This is a genomic window from Mycobacterium sp. NGS19, assembly GCF_059813155.1.
On the sequence record NZ_JCALEB010000008.1, the window covers coordinates 118,581 to 136,598 of the forward strand.

The 18,018-nt window shown below is 67.7% G+C and carries 14 protein-coding genes; 10 read left to right on the forward strand and 4 right to left on the reverse strand.

Going from position 1 to position 18,018, the window contains the following annotated elements:
• Nucleotides 1-72: 72 nt before the first annotated feature.
• Together eccD and mycP are read left to right on the forward strand one after the other, a co-directional pair.
• Nucleotides 73-1,404: a type VII secretion integral membrane protein EccD gene (eccD, locus tag AC5Y4N_RS20670; RefSeq protein WP_499911335.1), complete on the forward strand. Its 1,332-nt coding sequence runs from the start codon at nucleotides 73-75 to the stop codon at nucleotides 1,402-1,404.
• Complete coding sequence (gene mycP / locus AC5Y4N_RS20675) at nucleotides 1,401-2,795, forward strand: type VII secretion-associated serine protease mycosin (protein ID WP_499911333.1); 1,395 nt, start codon at nucleotides 1,401-1,403, stop codon at nucleotides 2,793-2,795. The genes eccD and mycP overlap by 4 nt, the downstream gene beginning before the upstream one ends.
• Here mycP and eccB read toward each other — a convergent pair.
• Together eccB and AC5Y4N_RS20685 are read right to left on the reverse strand one after the other, a co-directional pair.
• Entirely contained in the window at nucleotides 2,715-4,109 is a 1,395-nt protein-coding gene (gene eccB / locus AC5Y4N_RS20680) for a type VII secretion protein EccB (RefSeq protein WP_499911331.1), read from the reverse strand. The two genes, mycP and eccB, sit on opposite strands and share 81 nt — an antisense overlap.
• Before the next feature lie 64 nt (nucleotides 4,110-4,173).
• Complete coding sequence (locus AC5Y4N_RS20685) at nucleotides 4,174-4,719, reverse strand: CGNR zinc finger domain-containing protein (RefSeq protein WP_499911329.1); 546 nt, start codon at nucleotides 4,717-4,719, stop codon at nucleotides 4,174-4,176.
• 74 nt (nucleotides 4,720-4,793) lie between these two features.
• Here AC5Y4N_RS20685 and AC5Y4N_RS20690 point away from each other — a divergent pair, with 74 nt between their 5' ends.
• Genes AC5Y4N_RS20690 through AC5Y4N_RS20700 form a run of 3 tightly spaced genes read left to right on the forward strand, consistent with a single transcriptional unit; the run spans nucleotide 4,794 to nucleotide 7,218 of the window.
• Nucleotides 4,794-5,843, forward strand: a complete 1,050-nt coding sequence (locus AC5Y4N_RS20690) for an EamA family transporter (protein ID WP_499911327.1) — start codon at nucleotides 4,794-4,796, stop codon at nucleotides 5,841-5,843.
• A gap of 2 nt (nucleotides 5,844-5,845) precedes the next feature.
• A complete protein-coding gene (locus AC5Y4N_RS20695; protein ID WP_499911325.1) occupies nucleotides 5,846-6,496 on the forward strand; it encodes a cutinase family protein in 651 nt (216 codons plus the stop codon).
• 59 nt (nucleotides 6,497-6,555) lie between these two features.
• Nucleotides 6,556-7,218 carry a cutinase family protein gene (locus tag AC5Y4N_RS20700; protein ID WP_499911322.1) on the forward strand — a complete coding sequence of 221 codons (663 nt, stop codon included), beginning with the start codon at nucleotides 6,556-6,558 and terminating at the stop codon, nucleotides 7,216-7,218.
• A gap of 4 nt (nucleotides 7,219-7,222) precedes the next feature.
• Here the strand turns inward: AC5Y4N_RS20700 and AC5Y4N_RS20705 are convergent, their stop codons facing one another.
• Nucleotides 7,223-8,275 carry a polyprenyl synthetase family protein gene (locus AC5Y4N_RS20705; protein ID WP_499911320.1) on the reverse strand — a complete coding sequence of 351 codons (1,053 nt, stop codon included), beginning with the start codon at nucleotides 8,273-8,275 and terminating at the stop codon, nucleotides 7,223-7,225.
• Complete coding sequence (locus tag AC5Y4N_RS20710) at nucleotides 8,272-8,916, reverse strand: hypothetical protein (protein ID WP_499911319.1); 645 nt, start codon at nucleotides 8,914-8,916, stop codon at nucleotides 8,272-8,274. Before AC5Y4N_RS20710 ends, AC5Y4N_RS20705 begins: the two co-directional genes overlap by 4 nt.
• A gap of 192 nt (nucleotides 8,917-9,108) precedes the next feature.
• Here AC5Y4N_RS20710 and AC5Y4N_RS20715 point away from each other — a divergent pair, with 192 nt between their 5' ends.
• From AC5Y4N_RS20715 to AC5Y4N_RS20735, 5 genes are all read left to right on the forward strand, one after another.
• Complete coding sequence (locus AC5Y4N_RS20715) at nucleotides 9,109-10,536, forward strand: hypothetical protein (protein WP_499911317.1); 1,428 nt, start codon at nucleotides 9,109-9,111, stop codon at nucleotides 10,534-10,536.
• Entirely contained in the window at nucleotides 10,533-11,087 is a 555-nt protein-coding gene (locus AC5Y4N_RS20720; protein WP_499911315.1) for a hypothetical protein, read from the forward strand. Before AC5Y4N_RS20715 ends, AC5Y4N_RS20720 begins: the two co-directional genes overlap by 4 nt.
• Nucleotides 11,084-14,287, forward strand: coding sequence for an ATP-binding protein (locus AC5Y4N_RS20725; RefSeq protein ID WP_499911314.1), 3,204 nt, complete (start codon nucleotides 11,084-11,086; stop codon nucleotides 14,285-14,287). Before AC5Y4N_RS20720 ends, AC5Y4N_RS20725 begins: the two co-directional genes overlap by 4 nt.
• Nucleotides 14,284-16,362 carry an FAD-dependent oxidoreductase gene (locus AC5Y4N_RS20730; RefSeq protein WP_499911312.1) on the forward strand — a complete coding sequence of 693 codons (2,079 nt, stop codon included), beginning with the start codon at nucleotides 14,284-14,286 and terminating at the stop codon, nucleotides 16,360-16,362. The genes AC5Y4N_RS20725 and AC5Y4N_RS20730 overlap by 4 nt, the downstream gene beginning before the upstream one ends.
• Nucleotides 16,363-16,736: 374 nt before the next feature.
• Entirely contained in the window at nucleotides 16,737-18,014 is a 1,278-nt protein-coding gene (locus tag AC5Y4N_RS20735) for a hypothetical protein (protein WP_499911310.1), read from the forward strand.
• The last annotated feature ends 4 nt before the right edge of the window (nucleotides 18,015-18,018 follow it).

An 18,018-nucleotide genomic window follows, 5' to 3' on the forward strand; every position in this document is an offset into this window, starting at 1 on the left:
CAGGCGGCTGTGCACAATCCGCCGCAGTCCGCATCCGTCGGTTAGCGTCAGTCTCGACTAGGGGGAATGGCGATGTCGAGGACCGTCATGGCCGATGTGTGCCGCATCGGTGTGCAATTCGAAACGCAGCGAACGGATTTCGCGCTTCCGGCCGATGCCGGGATCGCGGGGCTGATGCCCGCGATCGTCAACCAGGTGACGGTTGACCGGCATTATTGGGCCGACGTGCCCATGGACTGGCACCTTGCCCGCGCCGACGGCCGACCGCTGGCACCGTATCTTTCGCTGCGCGACAACGACATTCACGACGGCGATCTGCTGTGGCTACGTCGCAGCAGCCTGCAGCCGCCGGCACTGCCGATCGACGACACGACCGCTTTGGTCGCAGCGGCGCTCGCGGCCACGCCGCGCTGGAATTCGGCAGCGACGCGCGTCGCCGCATGCGCTGCCACGTTGTGTGGGACCGCGCTGGCAATTTACGGAGTGTTGCGGTCGACCTCGGCCGCCGCCCCCGTGGTGGCGGCAGTGCTGTGCACCGGCGCGCTCGTCGCCGCGGTGGTGTGCGCACAGCTGTATCGAGAATTGTTCGCCGCATTGATCTTCGGTTGCTGTGCGGCCGCGCTGGCATCAGCAGCGGGCTATCTAACTGTGCCCGGGACCGTGCTGGCGCCCAAACTCATGCTCGCAAGTGCGCTGGGCGCAACGGTGTCGGTGGTCACCGCCCGCTGCACCCGCACCGGGCTCGCTGTCTTCACTGGTGCTGCGGCGTTCGGGTTTCTCGCCGCGGCCGCTGCCTGCATGCAGGTCGTCGCGGTAGGTGAGGTCACCGCAGCCGGGGCCGTGCTCACCGCCGCAGCGGCCGTCCTGCTCGCCGTCACTCCGCGGTTGGCCATCTGGCTGGGGCGTCTGCCGGTACCTCGTCTTGCCGACGAAGACCACCCCGATGTGATCGCTGCCGCGTCACGCCGCGCGCACGGCATGGTCAACGGACTGGTGTGCGGGTTCGGGGCGGCAGCAGCTTTGGGCGTCTGGCTGGCGGTTCAGGGCGAGTCGGCCTCCGGCGCGGCCTTGGCCGCCGTCGTCGGCGTTGCGCTGACCTTGCGCGCTGAACTCCATGCCGGCCTGATACAGGTATCGGCGTTAGTTGCCTGTGGCGCAACGGCGTTCGTAGCGTCGGTGGTCTGGACGGTCGGCCAGTGGCCACAGCATGCGCACTGGATAGGGGCCGCGGCAGCCATTGCCGCCGCGACACTGGCCACGGCATCATCCCGAGCAATGGCCGGCTCGCCGGTCAACCGCCGAGCCGTCGATGTAGCTCAGTACGTCGCACTTGCCGCGGTCATCCCGCTCACATGCTGGGCCAGCGGCGTATTCGCCTACACCCGCGGATTGGCGCTGTCATGACCGTCGTCCGGCTCGTCGCAGTCACTTCCCTGACACTTGGCCTGGCTGGCTTGCCGTCCGCGCCGGTCGCCTCCGCAGTGCGCCCGCCCGCAGTCGACCAGTCCGAGCTCCCGCCCGCTGCACCGCCGCGGCCGCCGGCGCCCACCCGCAAGCAATCCGACTGCACGACAGCCGTTTTCGACCGTAACCTACACGCGGCGGACACCCAGCTGGCACCGTTCGACATGCGCCCGCTCTGGGCGCTGTCCACCGGCGAAGGCCAAACCGTCGCAGTGATAGACACCGGGGTATCGACACATCCCCGGCTGCCGCGGCTGATCCCCGGCGGCGACTACGCCTCGACGGGCGACGGCCGCGAGGATTGCGATGCCCACGGGACGCTGGTCGCCGGAATCATCGCGGCGGCAGCCGACTCCGACGGGTTCGCCGGCATCGCTCCCGGTGTGTCGGTGCTGACGATCCGGCAGACCAGCGTGAAGTACGGCCCGGTGGGCGCCCACGACTTCGGTACCGGGACAGTGGAGACGCTTGCGATGGCGGTGCGCACCGCTGCCGATAAGGGTGCAACGGTGATCAACATCTCCTCGGTCGCGTGCACCGCCGGTGCGGCGTTGCGCGACCGGGCACTCGGCGCCGCCGTCGCCTATGCGGTCGACGTCAAAGATGTGGTCGTGGTGGTCGCTGCGGGGAATGTCGGCCCTGGCGGCAACTGCCCGCAACAGAATCCGGCGCCCGCGCAGCTGCACGAACCCGATTGGGGGACCGCCGATGTCGCGGTGAGCCCGGGCTGGTACGACGACTACGTCCTCACGGTCGGCTCCGTCAGCCCCGACGGGTCGCCGTCGCCGTTCAGCCTGGCCGGGCCGTGGGTCGACGTCGCGGCACCCGGCGAGGCAGTGATGTCGCTGAATCCCAACCACACCGGGCTCGCGAACACCTACCGCGGCGCCAGCGGCTCCGCCATTGCCGGGACCAGCTATGCGGCCCCAGTCGTCAGCGGGGTCGCCGCATTGGTGCGTGCGCGATTCCCCGACTTGACCGCGCGACAGGTGATGCAACGCATCGAAGCCACCGCACACCGGGTGTCCGGCGGCTGGAATCCGAACGTCGGCAACGGCGTCGTCGACCCGCTGGCCGCCCTGACCGACGGGCGCCAGAGCGCCTCACCGGCGTGGGCGCAGCGCCCGCTGGCACCTGCAGCACCGGCCCGGCGTCCCGAAAGCGACGGGCGCGCAACGGCTTTCGTCGGCCTTGCCGGGTGTGCAGCGTTTCTGGCTGCCGCGCTGGCGCTGCTCGCGCCCGCGAACCGGCTAGCGCGGCGCCGCCGCAGTGCCCTCACTGGGCAGCGCGACACCGCCGCGGTCGGGGGCGATTCCGTCGTGCGCCACTGATGCGGCGGCGCGGCTGAGTTCGGGTCCGTCGGCGAGCAGTTTGAGGATCGGCCAGTATGCCGGCACAGGTGCCGACGGAAGGCCAAGGGCTGCCGCGCTTTCGACGTCGCGCACCCCGAACCGGACGCCGGTGTCGGTGACCAGATACCGGCCCGTTGCCTCGACGTAGAGGCAGCGCCCCGGCGGCACGAACACCGCGTCGGCGTTCGGGCCGGCACCGTCTGCCTGGGCCAGCGCGACAGGCACCTGCCCCGCGGTCACCGGCAACCCCGACCCGGCTGCCACAGTGACCCCGCCATCCGGTCCCCAGTGCGCACACACGACGCGCTCGCTCACCGGTGGTGTCACCACGTCGGGAAACGTTGTCATAGGCAGGCTCTCCAGTTGCGGCAGATTGCTGATCGCGTCGCCGGTGACCGCGGTGATGTCCGACGAGCCGTGCGAGTCGCTGAACCGCAACAGATCCGCGCCCACATGCCCGATCCGCTGCACACCATCGGCCAGCACGACGTACAACTCGTCGCCGCCGGCCCTCGCGACCCGCACCACCGAGCCGACGGGCGCCCCGCCCAGCGATGCCGGCCCCGGTGACCCGGACGACGGAATCACCGGCGCCATGATCGCCGGCGCCTCGGGGATTGCATTCAACACTGCCGACGCCACCTCGACCGGCTCGACGCCCTCCAACCGCAGCGCTTTTGCGACCGCGAGGTCGGCCAGGCTCACGCGGGCCCGGCGCCCGTCGTAGAGAAGATATGTCGCCGAGTCGCTGCGCGAGCGGACGAACATGGTGCGGTCACCCTGCAGCGGCCGATTGTCGCCTACCGGCCCGACGATCACGGTTGACGCAGTCGCGTCGTCACACACTTCCCACTGCGCTTCGTCGGCTGCGAGCGGCTCCGGCAGTGTCGCCGGTGCGCCCGGAATGCCAAGCGTTGCTCCGAGATTTGCCCTGCGCAATTCGGATTCCCTGACAACTCGGGGAGTGGCCGGCCTGCCGGTGATCAGGCGCGCCGACGCGAGATTGAGCACCGGATGCAGCGTGTCACCGACACGGGCGTACAGCGCACCGGACTCGCGCACCATCACGATCGGGGCGTCGCCGAGCGCGCCCTGCGGGCGCACCAACGCGACGACCGCGCACGCCGCCAGCGCCACCACGGTCAGCACGGCGCCGGTCACCATCGACCTGGCCTGTGCGCGCATCGGTTCGTCGATCATCCGCACATCCCGACGCACCAGCGCATTCTCTATGCGCCGCAACAGAAATCGATGCCCGCTGACCGCGAGCCGGGTCGTCGGTTGCCGAGCCACTGTCCCCCCAATGTGCCGCCGGCTTCAACCTAACTCCGCGAGAGCAAGGTGTGCGGCGGCAATTTCACCGCCTGCGTTCGCGGTAGGCCGCGACGTGCTGACGGTTGGCGCAGTTCCCGGTGTCACAGAAGATCCTCGATCGATTGCGCGACAAATCCATCACCGCCGCACGGCAATCCGGTGCCGCGCAGATCTTGAGCCGCCGCAGTTCACCCGCCCGGATCACGTCGGCCAGCGCCATCGCCATCTCGGCGCCCATGCGCTGCGCCAGCGGATCGCGCACCGACGCCAGATGCAGATGCCACTCGGGCATCTCCGGATGCCGGGTCAGCCACGGCGCGGCGTGCGTGTCGGACAGCAGCGCGTTCACCTGCTCGACGGCCCGCTCCTCGTCGTCGGCGGACTCCCAGATGCGGCCCAGTCGTGCGCGCAGCTTGTGCACTGCCGCCAGCTCGGCGTCGTCGTGGTCGCGCCGCCCCGTCCAGCCGTAGGAGTCCAAGTACTCGTCGAGCGCCGCCTGAGACCCCAGCCGCTCACCGTCGACGCGGTCGCTGTTGATCAGCGAGCACGCAGCCCGCAGTGTGACCTCTGTGTCATGACTGAAAAGCATTTGACTCCTGACGGCGCGCGCTTGTAGCGTCAGTACCAAAGCAGATTTTACTCGTTACCAGCTGAAAGGGTGTCATGGGCGCGCAACGCACCTTCCGGCTCGGCGTCGCGTTCGCGCTCGGGTCGGCCGTCACATTCGGCATGTCCGGGCCGTTCGCGAAGGCGCTGATGGCTACGGGCTGGTCCCCCAACGCGGCGGTGACGATCCGGCTTACCGTCGGCGCCGCGGTGATGGCGTTGTTCGCCACCCTGACCCACCGCCGCTGGCTGCGCGAAGCCGTCCAACACGCCAAGACTGTGGTGCTCTACGGGGTGGTCCCGATCGCGGGCGCGCAGCTCTGCTACTACAACGCCGTCTCGCGGCTGTCAGTCGGCGTCGCGCTGCTGCTGGAGTATCTGGCACCGGTGCTGGTGGCCGGCTGGCTCTGGGCGACCACTCAGCGACGCCCCGGCGCCCCCACCTTGGCCGGCGCGGCGCTCGCGCTGGCCGGCACCGTCATAGTGCTCGACGTGTTCTCCGGCGCCCATGTGGATCCAGCCGGGGTGGCGTGGGCGCTCGGCGCCGCGGTCTGCGCCGCCTGCTATTTCCTGCTGTCGGATCGGGTGGCCGCCGACGGCAGCGGCTTGACGTCGACAACCCTGGCGACCGGTGGCCTGATCGTCGGCGCCGCCGCCGTGGCGGCACTGGGTGCGACGGGCGCGCTGCCGCTGACGTTCACCGCCCAGCTCACCGTCGTCGCCGGCCACCAGACACCGATCTGGGTTCCCGTCCTCGCGCTCGGAGTGGTCTGCACCGCGGTCGCCTACACGCTCGGCATCAGCGGCGTGGCGCGGCTGCGCCCCAGCTACGCGTCGCTGATGGGCCTCGGCGAAGTGCTGTGCGCGGTGCTGGCCGCATGGATCCTGGTCGGCGAGGCGATCACCCCGGCGCAGGCGTTCGGCGGCGCCGTGGTGTTGCTGGGGTTGGCGTTGGCCGGTCGTGAGCACGCCCGGCCGGTCGACGTCGTCGCGGAGGCCGGCTGGCCGGAGGTAGGCCCCGCGGACATCGTCGACCAGCCCGGCCGCGACCGTACCGACGGGCCGGCGCTGGCCGCCGGTTTGCCGGCCACCGAGTCCGGTATGTGAGGATGACCGGCGTGAGTCTTCGTCGTTTCTTTGCCGCCGCGCTGACCGCGGCCGGCGCGGTGGTCTGGCTGCCCGGCGGTGTCCCCATCGCGTCAGCTCAGCCGTGCCCCGACATCGAGGTGGTATTCGCTCGTGGCACAAGGGAACCCGCTGGGGTCGGTGAAGTCGGTCAGGCGTTCGTCGATGCACTGCGCGAACAGGTCGGCGGCCGCAGCGTGAGCGCATACGCGGTCAACTACCCCGCCAGCTATGACTTCCTCGCCGCGGGTGACGGAGCCGCCGACGCGAGCGCTCACGTCATCGACATGGAGAAGACATGCCCGTCCACCAAGCTTGTGCTGGGCGGCTTTTCGCAGGGCGCGGCAGTGGTCGACATGCTGTTGAACGTTCCGATCCTCGGCACGAACATCGGTGTGCCGCTGCCGGCGTCGGCAGCCGACCACGTCGCCGCCGTCGCGGTGTTCGGCAATCCGTCGACCAAATTCGGCAAGCCGGTGTCGTCGGCTGCCCCGCTTGTCGCCGGCAAAGCCATCGACTTGTGCAAAGACGGCGACCCGATTTGCTCGGGCGGCCGCAATCCGTTCGCGCACCACGACTACGTGACCGCGGGCCTGACGAACGAAGCCGCGAATTTCGTTGCCGGACTGGTGTAAGAGGCCCCTGATCGGGCAAGCGGACGACGCAACCGGCGATCATCGCTAACATCGTCACGGTGAACGCCTTGCATCCGCGTCAATGGTTCGTCGCCGTTCTCACCGCTGTCTTGGCGGCGTGCGCACTGATCGTCACGCCGCCCGCCACAGCCGCGAACTGCCCGAACGTCGAGGTGATCTTCGCACGCGGCCGTGAAGAACCTGCGGGCCCAGGCGTACTCGGCACCGCATTCGTCAACGCCCTGCGCTCACGGGTCAAGGGCAAGTCGGTCGGCTTCTACGCGGTCAATTACCCGGCCGATTACGAGGTCGACCTTGGCGCCAACGACATGAGCCAGCGCATTCAGTACAACGCGACCAATTGCCCGAATACCCAGCTGGTGCTCGGCGGCTACTCACTCGGCGCCGGTGTGGTCGACGTCGTACTCGCCGTGCCCGCACCGGTGTTCGGCTTCAACAACCCGCTTCCGCTGGGTTCCGACGCCCACATCGCCGCGGTGGTGATGTTCGGCAACGGAACTCGCCGGGTGCTGGGACCGTTCTCCGACTTCAATCCGGCCTACGGCGACAAGACAATCGACCTGTGCCATGCCAACGACCCGATCTGCTCCAACAGCGATCTCGGCGATGCCAACAAGAACTGGCCGGATCACAGTGCCAATGCGTACATTTCGGCGGGGCTGGTGAACCAGGCGGCGGACTTCGCCGCCGGCCGACTCTGACTGCTCAACGCCAGCGCGCCCATACGTAGGGCACCAGTGCGCGCAGAAAGTCGAGATCGGGCCCGGGCTGGGCGTCGGCGAACGCCTGCTCGAAGTACTCCTCGGCGACCAGCAGGATGCCTTCGGCGTATTCGCTTGTGAATTGGATGCTTCCGTAGTCGTCCATCAGCGCGCGCACCGCCGCCACCATTTGCGGTGTGCGCGTAGAACGGTCGCGCCGAAGGTAGTCGCGCACGAACGCAGCGTCGGCGCCATTCACGACGCTGAGCAGGTGGACAAGCGTCAACGTGCGTTTGCCCTCGTACAGATCACCCAAGATCTCCTTGCCGTACATCGCTTCGTCGCCAACGAGATTCAGCAGGTCGTCGCGGATCTGGAAGGCCGCGCCGAAGTGAAAGCCGAACCGCACCAGCGGGCGCAGATCAGCGGTGCCGCGCGAACCGACCATCGCGCCCACCCGCAGCGGGTGGATGATCGTGTACCAGCACGTCTTGTGCATGATCAGGTGCAGATAGTCTTCGGGGCGCAGCTGCTCCACGTTGTCCAGCCGCCAGCCCAATTCGGTGGCCTGGCCCTCGAGCGTGCGCATCGCCATCGTGTCGAATTCGCCCCAGACGAGGTCGGCCAAATCGCGGTCGAACCGGCGGGTGGCGCGGCGCAGCACCTGGCCGGCCACCACCGCCAGCCCGTCGCCGGCGTTCACCGCGGCGCCGATTCCGTAGGTGGCCGCAAGCGTGGGGCGGCCGCGACGCATCTCGCTGCCGTCGGCCACGTCGTCGTGGATGAGAAATGCGTTGTGCAGCAATTCGATGGCCACCGCCAGGCCCACGAGATCGTTCTCGTCGGCGCCGAACGCCCGCCCGGCGGAAAGGCACAGCGCGGGACGCAACGCCTTGCCCGGGCGCGACGGGTATTCGCGCATCGGCGCGTACAGCCACTGGTTCGGCTCGCCGTCCGGCATCGCGTCCAGCATCGACCGCCGGACCAGCTTCGCCACCGCCCGGAGGCGGCCCTCGACGGCCGAAACCAGATCGGTTCGATCCGCAGTGCTGGTCATGGCGCCGCTGCGCTGACGGACAGCACCACCGGCGACCACAGCTCGGGATGGCCGCTCACCAGCATGGTGCCGCGGTAGGTGTTAGGCGATACCGCTTGGGGCACTTGTACTTTCACGTGGATTCCGCGGCTGCACCGTGGCGGCAACGGAACCACGGCCGGGTCGAACGTGACGTGGTCTGCGGCGATCAACGAACCGTCGTGCGCCAGTAAGTCGCTGCAGCGCAACACGACCTGCCCGAGATCGTCGTCGCCGCGGTTGTGCATCCACACTTCAGCGCATGCCGTGCCGCCGGCCGTTGCCCGAAGTGACACTTCACCGTCCGAATGTGTCAGGTCGACAGCGCAGGAAGCGCCCGGCGCAGCTTTGAGCAGGAACTGCCCGACGGCCGACCACCACGCCCGGGTGAGTTTCTCGGCATCCGACGCCGACGACACCTCGTCGCCTTTGCCCAGTGCCGGCGTGCCCGTCGCAGGCGATCCGCTGGGCGTGACGATCCGGACGAACCGATCGACGAGTTGGCTGGCGGCGCGGAAGCCTTCGGCCTGAATGGCGCTGAGCGCACGGGCGTTGGCGGCCGGATCGAACACCGACGACCACGGCAGATCGTCGGTGCTGCCATGGTCAGCCCGATGTGCCACCGACGTCCTCCCGCCTACTTCTGCCTGGTGGCGACCAGCCGAACGCAATGCTAGGGCAGCACATGCGGGGACGGCGGTCCATCGGAAAAGTCGCCTTGCCGCACGAGAGTGAGCAGCACCGATCGTCGCGATGACATGTGGAAACACTCCGCTCGCCGGTATGCTAACCAGCCATACCGGCTGGAGGACGCGATGGCGGCGGTGCAATCTCTGATGGCGATGTACGGCGCCATGGATCGGCTGGTTTCCGAATCGGAAGATCCCACCACAGCGGCCGTCGTCGAGCAGTACCTGCCCGGCACTACGGGAGCGCACAGCGGCTGGTTCGCCGAAATCGAACAGTTCTTCGACGACATGCCGGGCCGGACGCTGGCCTTCCCGAGCGTGCGCGGCGCGATCGGCGACCTGGTGGAAGGCAACACCATGCCGATCGACCAAGGCGGCGAGCCGCTGACCAAGCCGCAGCTGTCCCGGATGGTGTACGCGCTGGGAGCGTTGTGCCACCTGGAGGGCGGGCCGGTCGACGCCTCCGAAGAGGACTACGTGACCGCACTCGCGATGGCTACGCCGGCCGACGACCGCAGCGGAACCGCCGAAGTGCGCGCAGGAGAGCTGTTCGATCTGCTGCGGTCGGAGTTCGCGTATCGCGGCGACTGGCAGCGCGTGATGCGGATCGCCATAGAGCGCTCTCTGATTGACCCCGTGGTCGCCGAGATCCCCCTCTGTGACCACACCCTGCGCCAGATCTGCGGTCACACCTGCGTCGTGCTCACCACTGATTTCACCAGCACCAGGGCATCATTCAACGAGGTGAAAGACGTTGCGGATCCCCGTAATTGGAACCGGTGCCTGCCGTTCTTCTGCACCATGGAACCGCACGGCATTCATCCCGACAACGGGTGGAGCTGGACGCTCGAACACGTCAGCATGAGTTGCAAGGTGGCCGGCTCCCCGGTGATGAAGACACCGCTTCGGTATTGGAAGGGCGAAGACCCCGCGGGCGCCTCCACCGGGTTCGCGACCGCCTGGGTCAATTACGAACTCGACGAGCACCCCGATCCGACCGCTGCGGGAGACGGCTTGACGCTGGTCGACGAGGGCTTCATCCGGATGGTCGCCACGGCCGCCGACCCGTCGACGCGGGGCGTGCGGGTGATCACCCGAAAGGTGGTGGCGTTCCGCAACCTGTCGCCCGTCGCCATCGAGAAGCTCGCGTGTATCTGCGGATACGCCGATCAGGGAATGGAGATGCTGCTCGGCGGCGTGGAGCAGCGGCGCCAAAGCGCCGCGGGATGGCAGAACTGGACGGCGTCCCGGGCGCCTCAGGCGCCGGCGACACCGCCCAGGCCTCTCGATCCGTGCCGAGCGCTCGGCGCCGCCCCGTCATGTCAAACCGACGGCGCCAGCCGGCAGGCCGTCACCGTCGCCGTCGACATGCTCACCGAGTGCATCGACGACATGTCGAAGAAGAGCATGGCGCTCGCGCAGAAGTGCGCGGGCGGAGTGGTGCCCGTCCCGGAAATGATGGCGTTCGGTGCGGAGTTCGCGGCGCGGCTGGCCACCGACCCCCTGCGGTACTTGCAGAGGTTGCGCGAATCGACCGAAGGAGGTGGCGCGTGACCTCGCGCGCGGCGCACATCTCCGCGAGCATTCAGCAATGCGCGGATATGTACCGGTGCCTGATCACCCGGGCCGGTGAGGTTGCCACTGAAGCGAACGACCACATCGACGACGGCACATACGGAGCCGAGCAGTGGGCGCAGTCCATGCGTGCGCTTTTCGACATCGCCGTCACCGCCGGGCTGCACACCGCATCGGAAATGATGTCGGCGCCGTGCGGACCGGCGGGATGCGCGGCTGGGTGCGGAACATGTTGCGCGACAGGGGCTGTAGAGTCTGCCGACATCGTGATCGCCGGCGCCGATTACCCCCGCGCCCTGTCGATCGCGAAAACCTTTGCCCGAGAAGGTGATTCGTCGTACAAGATCCCCGACCACCTGATCACGTTCCTTCCGCCGGTGTTGGCCAAGTCCGCGACGACGTTCCGTATCGCAGTGGCGTGGCCCGAGGTGAGAAGCGCGACGTATCGCGGGCAGGTGCGGCTGACCACCGCCGGTCAGGCCGGCGCAGCGCCCACTGACGAGACGATAACGGTCCTCATCGACCTGTGACTCCAGCCGCGCCCAGATCACCCATCGGAGAGCTGCTTGACCGGGCAGTTCAAGCGATCAACCGCGGCGATCGCATCACCGCCGCCGAGCTTGCCGAACAGGTGCTCGAGGTGGACCGCCACAATCCGGAAGCCGAAGACATCCTCGCCGCGCCGCCGGGGCGCGGCGAACTTCGGCGGCTGACAATCCTTTTCGCCGACATCGTGGGGTCGACTGCGCTGTCAACGCGGGTGGAACCGGAGATCTACCGCACGGTGATCGGGCGGTACCGCGATCAGGTCAAGCACATCGTCGACCGCTACGAAGGCCACATCTTCTCCACCAAGGGCGACGGGCTGCTGGCCGTCTTCGGGCACCCGATCGCGCACGAGAACGACGTCCGCCGCGCCGTGCAAGCCGGGCTTGACATCACCCGCGACGTCGCTGCGCTGAGCGAAAAGGTGAGCAAGCGTTTCGGTTTCGGGATCGCGGTGCGGGTTGGTGTGCACCGCGGGCTGGTCTACCTCGACCGCTCCCAGGACGACGTGTACGGGCTGGGAGCCAACATGGCCGCCCGGGTGTCAGAGCTCGCGCCGCCGAACTCCGTCGTCGTCTCCGCGGCCATCGGTGGCCTGATTGCCGACGACTTCGAACTCGAGGCGCAGCCGGCCCGGACAGTGAAGGGCATCGAGGAACTCATCGAGCATTACCGGGTGGTCGCCGAGCGCAGCGGCACCAGAGCCCCGCTCGGGCCCTTGATCGGCCGACACCGCGAAATCGCCTACCTGCAAGACAGCTGGGCTAAGGCGCAGGCCGGCACGCTGGACGTCGCCGGCGTCGGATTCTTCGGCGAGGCCGGCATGGGCAAGAGCCGCCTGGCCGCTGTCGCCACCGATCTGGCGCGCCAGTCAGGTGGCCCGGTGCTGACACTCATCGGCTCCCCGTTCCATGCCGACGCCGGCCTGCACCCGGTGCGCAGACTGCTGGAACGTCGCTGCGACATCGACCGGCTGACCGAGCAGGCTGAGCGGATTCGCCGCCTCGAGGCAGAACTTCGGGCGTACGGGCTAGACGTCGACGCCACCCTGCCGCTGCTGGCACCGGTGCTCGGCATCGGCGCAGAGTACGGCTACCAGCCGGTGCCCACCGAAGGCACCAAGCTCTACGACCAGATCGTCGGGGCCATCAGTGACTATCTGGTGGCGTGCCTGGGCGGCGCACCTGGGGTGGTGCTCGCCGAGGACGTGCAGTGGTTCGACGCGTCGACCCTCGACGTGCTCGACGCGCTGCTGGCCACCGATACTGGTCGGCTGCTGGTCGTGCTGACCGCCCGCGACGCAGCATGTTTCCCGAATCTGGCGAACGTCAAGACATTCGAGTTGCAGCCGTTGACGGCAGCCGAGACCGACGAACTCAGTGCCGCGATCGATCCCGACCTGTCCGAAGAGCAGCAGGCCGAAGTCCGCCGCCGCTGCGACGGCGTGCCGTTGTATATCGAAGAAGTGGTTACCAAGATCCACGAGCAGCCCACCGACGAGTTCCGGTGGCACCGCGTCCCCGATGCTCTCTACGAGCCGCTGTTTGCCCGACTTCGGGCCAGCGACAACGTGATCCCGGTGGTCGAAGCCGCCGCCGCGATCGGCCGCGAATTCGACCGCAGCCTGATACTCGCGGTGCTCGACATGGCCGACGACGATTTCGCCGCCGCCGTCGCGGAGCTCGAGCAGGCGCACGTGTTCGAGCCGACTCGCACCGGCTCCTGGCGGTTCCGTCACGAGCTGTTGCGGGAGGTCGCCTACGAGCTGGCGCCACCAACCGTGCGGCGGCGCTTGCACGGCCGCGCCGGCGACGCGCTGGTGAGCGCGCACGGCGGCAGCGATCCCGACTGGCATCTGGTCGCGCTGCACTACGACCAGGCGCTGCGGTACGAGGACGCGGCCGTGGCATACCAACAGGCGGCCACCGACGCCCGGCGCCGCGGCGCGTTGCAGGAGGCCCGCACCTATCTCACTCGGGCGGTCGAGCAGATCGAACGAATGCCGCCCAGCCCCGCACGCGATCGTCGGGAGATCGCGCTGCGTCTGCGCCGCGGATTCCTCGCGTCGGCGGCCGAAGGCACCGCAAGTCCGGGTGCGGCCGCCGACTTCGAACGCTGTCTGGAGCTGTCGGGCACCGATCTGCGCGAAGACGAACTCGTCGCGACACTCGTCGCGCTGTGGGCGTACTTCTTGCCGCGCGCAGACCTGCGCCGCGCCGCACAGGTCTCCGAGTCGTTACGCGGCAACCTCGACAACGCCAAGGAATGGTTTCGGTCGGAAAACGACGCCGCCATGGGCATGTTGGCTTGGTACGCAGGCGATTTCGAGGCGTCGCGGCGCCTGCTCGAGCAGGCCACCGAGTCGGTGGCGCAGGTGCAGATCGACGACTTCGACACGGTGTGGTTCGTGCCCAACGAGCCGGTCGCGTCCATGCACACGCATCTTGCCCTGGCCCGTGCCGTGCAGGGCGACTTCGCCGGCGCGGAAGCCGAATTCGCCGAAACCGAGCGTATCGTCGAAGGGCTCGACTTTCCCCAGGGTCCGTTCAGCCAGGCCTACGCGCGCTCCTACGAAGCATGGATGCGACTGGAGGCGGGCCAGCTCGACGCGGCGGCGCGGCTCGTCGAATCGCTGGCCGCGCAAGCCGAGCGGCACGGATTCGACTTCTGGGCCATGGTGGCGGCCACCGAACAAGCAACCGTCGCAGCGTTTTTCGCGTTGAACGCGGATCCGGTCGACGTCGACGAGCTGCAGAACCACATCGCGGTCATGGCCATGTTCGTCGACGCGTGGCGCGAGGCCGAGGCGCGGCTCTTCGTCACCTTCTACGACGGGGTGTTGGCACGGCTGCTGATCGCGGCCGGCCGCACGCAGGAGGCCGCGGCGCGGTTGGACACGGCACTGCGGCTCGTCGACGACACCGGGGTATGCTTCTACCGGTCAGAGCTGCTGCGGCTGCGGTCGCGCACCGCCGCCGACGACGACGCGCGGGCCGCCGACCTGCGTGCCGCGCTCGACGTCGCCAGGCGCCAGCACGCGCAGATCTTCGAATTACGAGCTGCTGTCGACGATTTCGAACTGCGTCATGATGCCGCCCGCGCGCAGCTTGTCGACGCGATCAGCAGCTTCCCCGCCGACAGCACCTGGCCGGAGCTCGACCGGGCGCGCGCGCTGCTGGCGTGAGCAGGCCCGGCGGCAAGGTCGCGATCCTCGGCGGCGGCATGGCCGGCTTGAGCGCCGCCTGGCGACTCAGCGAGCCCGGCTGGCGTGACCGCTTCGACGCGATCACGGTGTACCAGCGCGGCTGGCGACTCGGCGGCAAAGGCGCGTCCAGCCGCGGCGAGCACGGCCGCATCGAAGAACACGGTCTGCACATCTGGCTGGGCTCTTACGAGAACGCATTCGGCCTGCTGCGAGAGTGCTATGCCGAATTGGACCGCATTGCAACCGATCCCGGCGCACCGATCCGCACCTGGGATCAGGCGCTGATACCCGGCGACAACCTCGGGCTGGCCGACCGGTTCGGCAACGACTGGCTGATGTGGCTCGGCACGTTCACCCGCAACACGGGCTCACCCGGCGAGCCGGACAGCACCGGCCGGGAGATGACCGTCATCGAGTTCACCCGCCGTGCCGTCCAGCTGGTCCGCGACTTCGCCGAATCGCAGCGCAGCGCGAGTCCTTCCGGGCTCGTGCTGTCCTGCTGCCCCGAGCCGCCAGCCGCCCAGCGCTGGCTCACCACGGTGGCCGACAGCGCGCTCGCCGCACTGCTTGCCCTGGCCGATCCTCGGCGCGGCCGGCGCAGCGCCACCCGCATGATCGACGACGCACTCGACGCCGTACGCCACGCGCTCGACTACGAGCGCCGCGCTGACCACAAGCGGTCGTGGCTGTTGTTGTCGCTCATGACCGCCGTTATCCGAGGCATCCTCGCCGACAACCTGGTCACCGATCCCCGCGGCTTCCGCGCCATCAACGACGAAGACTTCGGCGACTGGATCCTGCGCCACGGCGCGCATCCCGACGTGCTCGAGTTCTCGCTGGTGCGAGGACTTTACGACCTGGTGTTCGGATACGAGGACGCCGATCCGGCGCGGCCAGCCTTCGGTGCCGGGCTCGCGGTGTTCCTCACAGGCCTGGTGCTGTTCGGCTACAAGGGCGCCATCTTCTGGAAGATGACAGCGGGCATGGGCGACATCGTGATCGCGCCGTTGTACCAGGCGCTGCGACAGCGCGGCGTCGAGTTCGAGTTCTTCCACCGGCTCGACGCGCTGCACCTGGACGAGCACCGCCAAGGCATCGCGGCGATCTCGATGGGACGCCAGGTCCGGCTCGCCGACGGCGTCGAGCACTACGAGCCGCTGACGCGGGTGCGCGGGCTGCCGGTGTTCCCCCATCGGCCGCTGCTCGATCAGCTTGCCCCCGGTCAGCATGAGCCGGCAGGCGGCTGGCACGCCCTTGAAACGCATTGGGCCGAGCCCGCCGACGCTGAAGCACGGGTGCTGCGCCGCGGTGCCGATTTCGACCACGTGGTGCTTGCGGTGTCGGTCGGCATGCTGCCCGTGGTCGCAGAAGAGCTCATCGCCGACCGGCCCGAGTGGCAGGAGATGACGACCCAGATCCGCACGGTGGCGACGCAGGCGTTCCAGATCTGGTTGCGGCCAGACGAACCGGAGCTCGGGTGGGCTGAGCCCGGTGTCACGATCAGCGCCTACCTGCGCCCGTTCGAGACGTGGGCCTCGATGCCGCAGACGTTGTGGGCCGAGGACTGGCCCGACGACCAGCGTCCCGGTGCGGTCGCGTACTTCTGCGGCACGCTGAATGCGGTGTGGCCCACTACCGAGACCGGCGCCGGCTACGCGCGCCGCTACCGCGACGTGGTTCATACGGAAGCGGTCAAGTACATCGATCGTCACCTGAGGCCTTATTTCCCACGCGCATTCGACGACCACGGCTTCAGGTGGGATCTGTTGAGCGGCGCCGACGGCCAGCGAGGCCGGGCGGCGCTGGCCACTCAGCACGTGAGCGTCAACGTCGACCCGTCGGATCGCTACGTGCAGTCGGTGCCGGGAACAGAGGTCTACCGACTGCGCCCGGACGAAAGTGGTTGCGATGGTTTGATATTGGCCGGCGACTGGACCGACTCCGGGATGAACGCCGGCTGCATCGAGGCCGCGGTGATGTCCGGGCTCGAGGCGGCCAATGCGCTGCTGGGCCGCGGACGCTACCACCGGATTCGCGGATTTTACATGCCCTGACCGCCATGCACTGTCACACTCGACTGGTGAGCGGAACCGCGCCGGCGCCGTCGATCGAGGCCCTCCTGGACCGGCCGTGGATGCGATGAACAAGGGCGATCGAGCAACCGCCGACGTCCTGGCGCAGCGTGTTCGGGCAGTTGACCGAAGCAACATCGACGCCGAGAAATTACCCGCGCCCACTGACCACGGCGAGATACGCCGAATGGCAATCCTTTTCGCTGACTTAGTGGATTCGACCGCGCTCTCGACGCGACGCGCGTCGAGCCGGTTGGCTTGCCACGGGGCAGATCCGGCAACGGATCCCGCGACGGCCGTTCCCTAACGTCATCCGCAGGAAGGATAGTCGAGTGATGAAGTCAATAAGCTGCGCGATGGCGATGGCTCTTTTAGCGGGCGGTTTAATAGCAGCAACGCCGCAAGAACCACAATTCAACCCATTGCCGATACGGGCGATACAGGTTCAGTTAGCGGTGACATATACCCTCGAACCGCTCGACTTCGACCACGTAATTACTATCATGAATGTCACACAAAATCAGCTCGGCGGCAAACTGTGTACTGCGGCGAGCCGTTGCGTCAAGATCGCCTACCCGGCGACCGCATTACAAAACAAGGATGGTGTCAACGCGATCAAAGCCGCTGTAGCGTCCGGGGCGCTGAAGAGCGGTGACACCCTGAGTGGATACAGCAACGGTGCAGTAGTAATCGGCGCGTGGCTCAATAGCGGCAGTCCGGTCCCTCCCGGCCTGCGGATCATTCTGATGGGGATGGACACCAGCAGGTACGGTCAGCTGACCGTGCAGGGCGCCGCCTCCCTCTGGGGTGGCACTGTGAAGTCAGCGCCGACGACCGATCAAACGGTGATCATCATCAACCAGTACGACGGACTCGCTGCATACCCTACCGACACCTTTGATGTCGGCTACCAAATGGCCGTACAGAACGCGACAAATAACGGTCAGCACGATTACAGTAATTCAAACATTCTCGATAACCCGAACAACATCACGTGGACTCAGAATGGCATCACTTACCAATTGGTACCGGCAGCAACCCTGCCCATGAACAACTGGCTCCGCGCTATTGGATTGTCATCAGTAGCGGACTCGCTTGACTCTTGGGAAAGGCCACTGATTGACCAGGCATACGGACCGTTGACGCCGATGATGCTGGCGGCATCCGCACGAGCCAAGACAGCCGCGACGGCTGCTGAACAAGTGCCGACAAAAAGCGCGCCACAGAGACCAGAGCCTGTACTTGGCGATGGAATTGACGTTCCATTCGGCGCCACCACGACTACGGCGACAACGAGGGTGACGCTGGACCAGCCAGCGAGTCCGACGAGACCAGTACTAGACCCGCGAAGGAGCCAGCCGACGGTCAAGACCGTCAGGCCGACACTCGTGCTCCGGGTGCCACGCACAGCACAAGACGCGCCTTCGGTGATGGCGGCACCCGAGACGAAGCCTGCGTCCAAGCAGCCGCCGTTAGGCGATGTCGTCAACAAACCAGGTGAGAAGCACGATGCAGAAGCCACGCATCGAGGTCAGTCGGCCCGCGCGGCCAGCGCACCGCGCGCCGACCATGACACTGCACCGAACGACGCGGCGGACAGCACACCCGACAGGCATGACAGCGCAACGCATTAGCGGA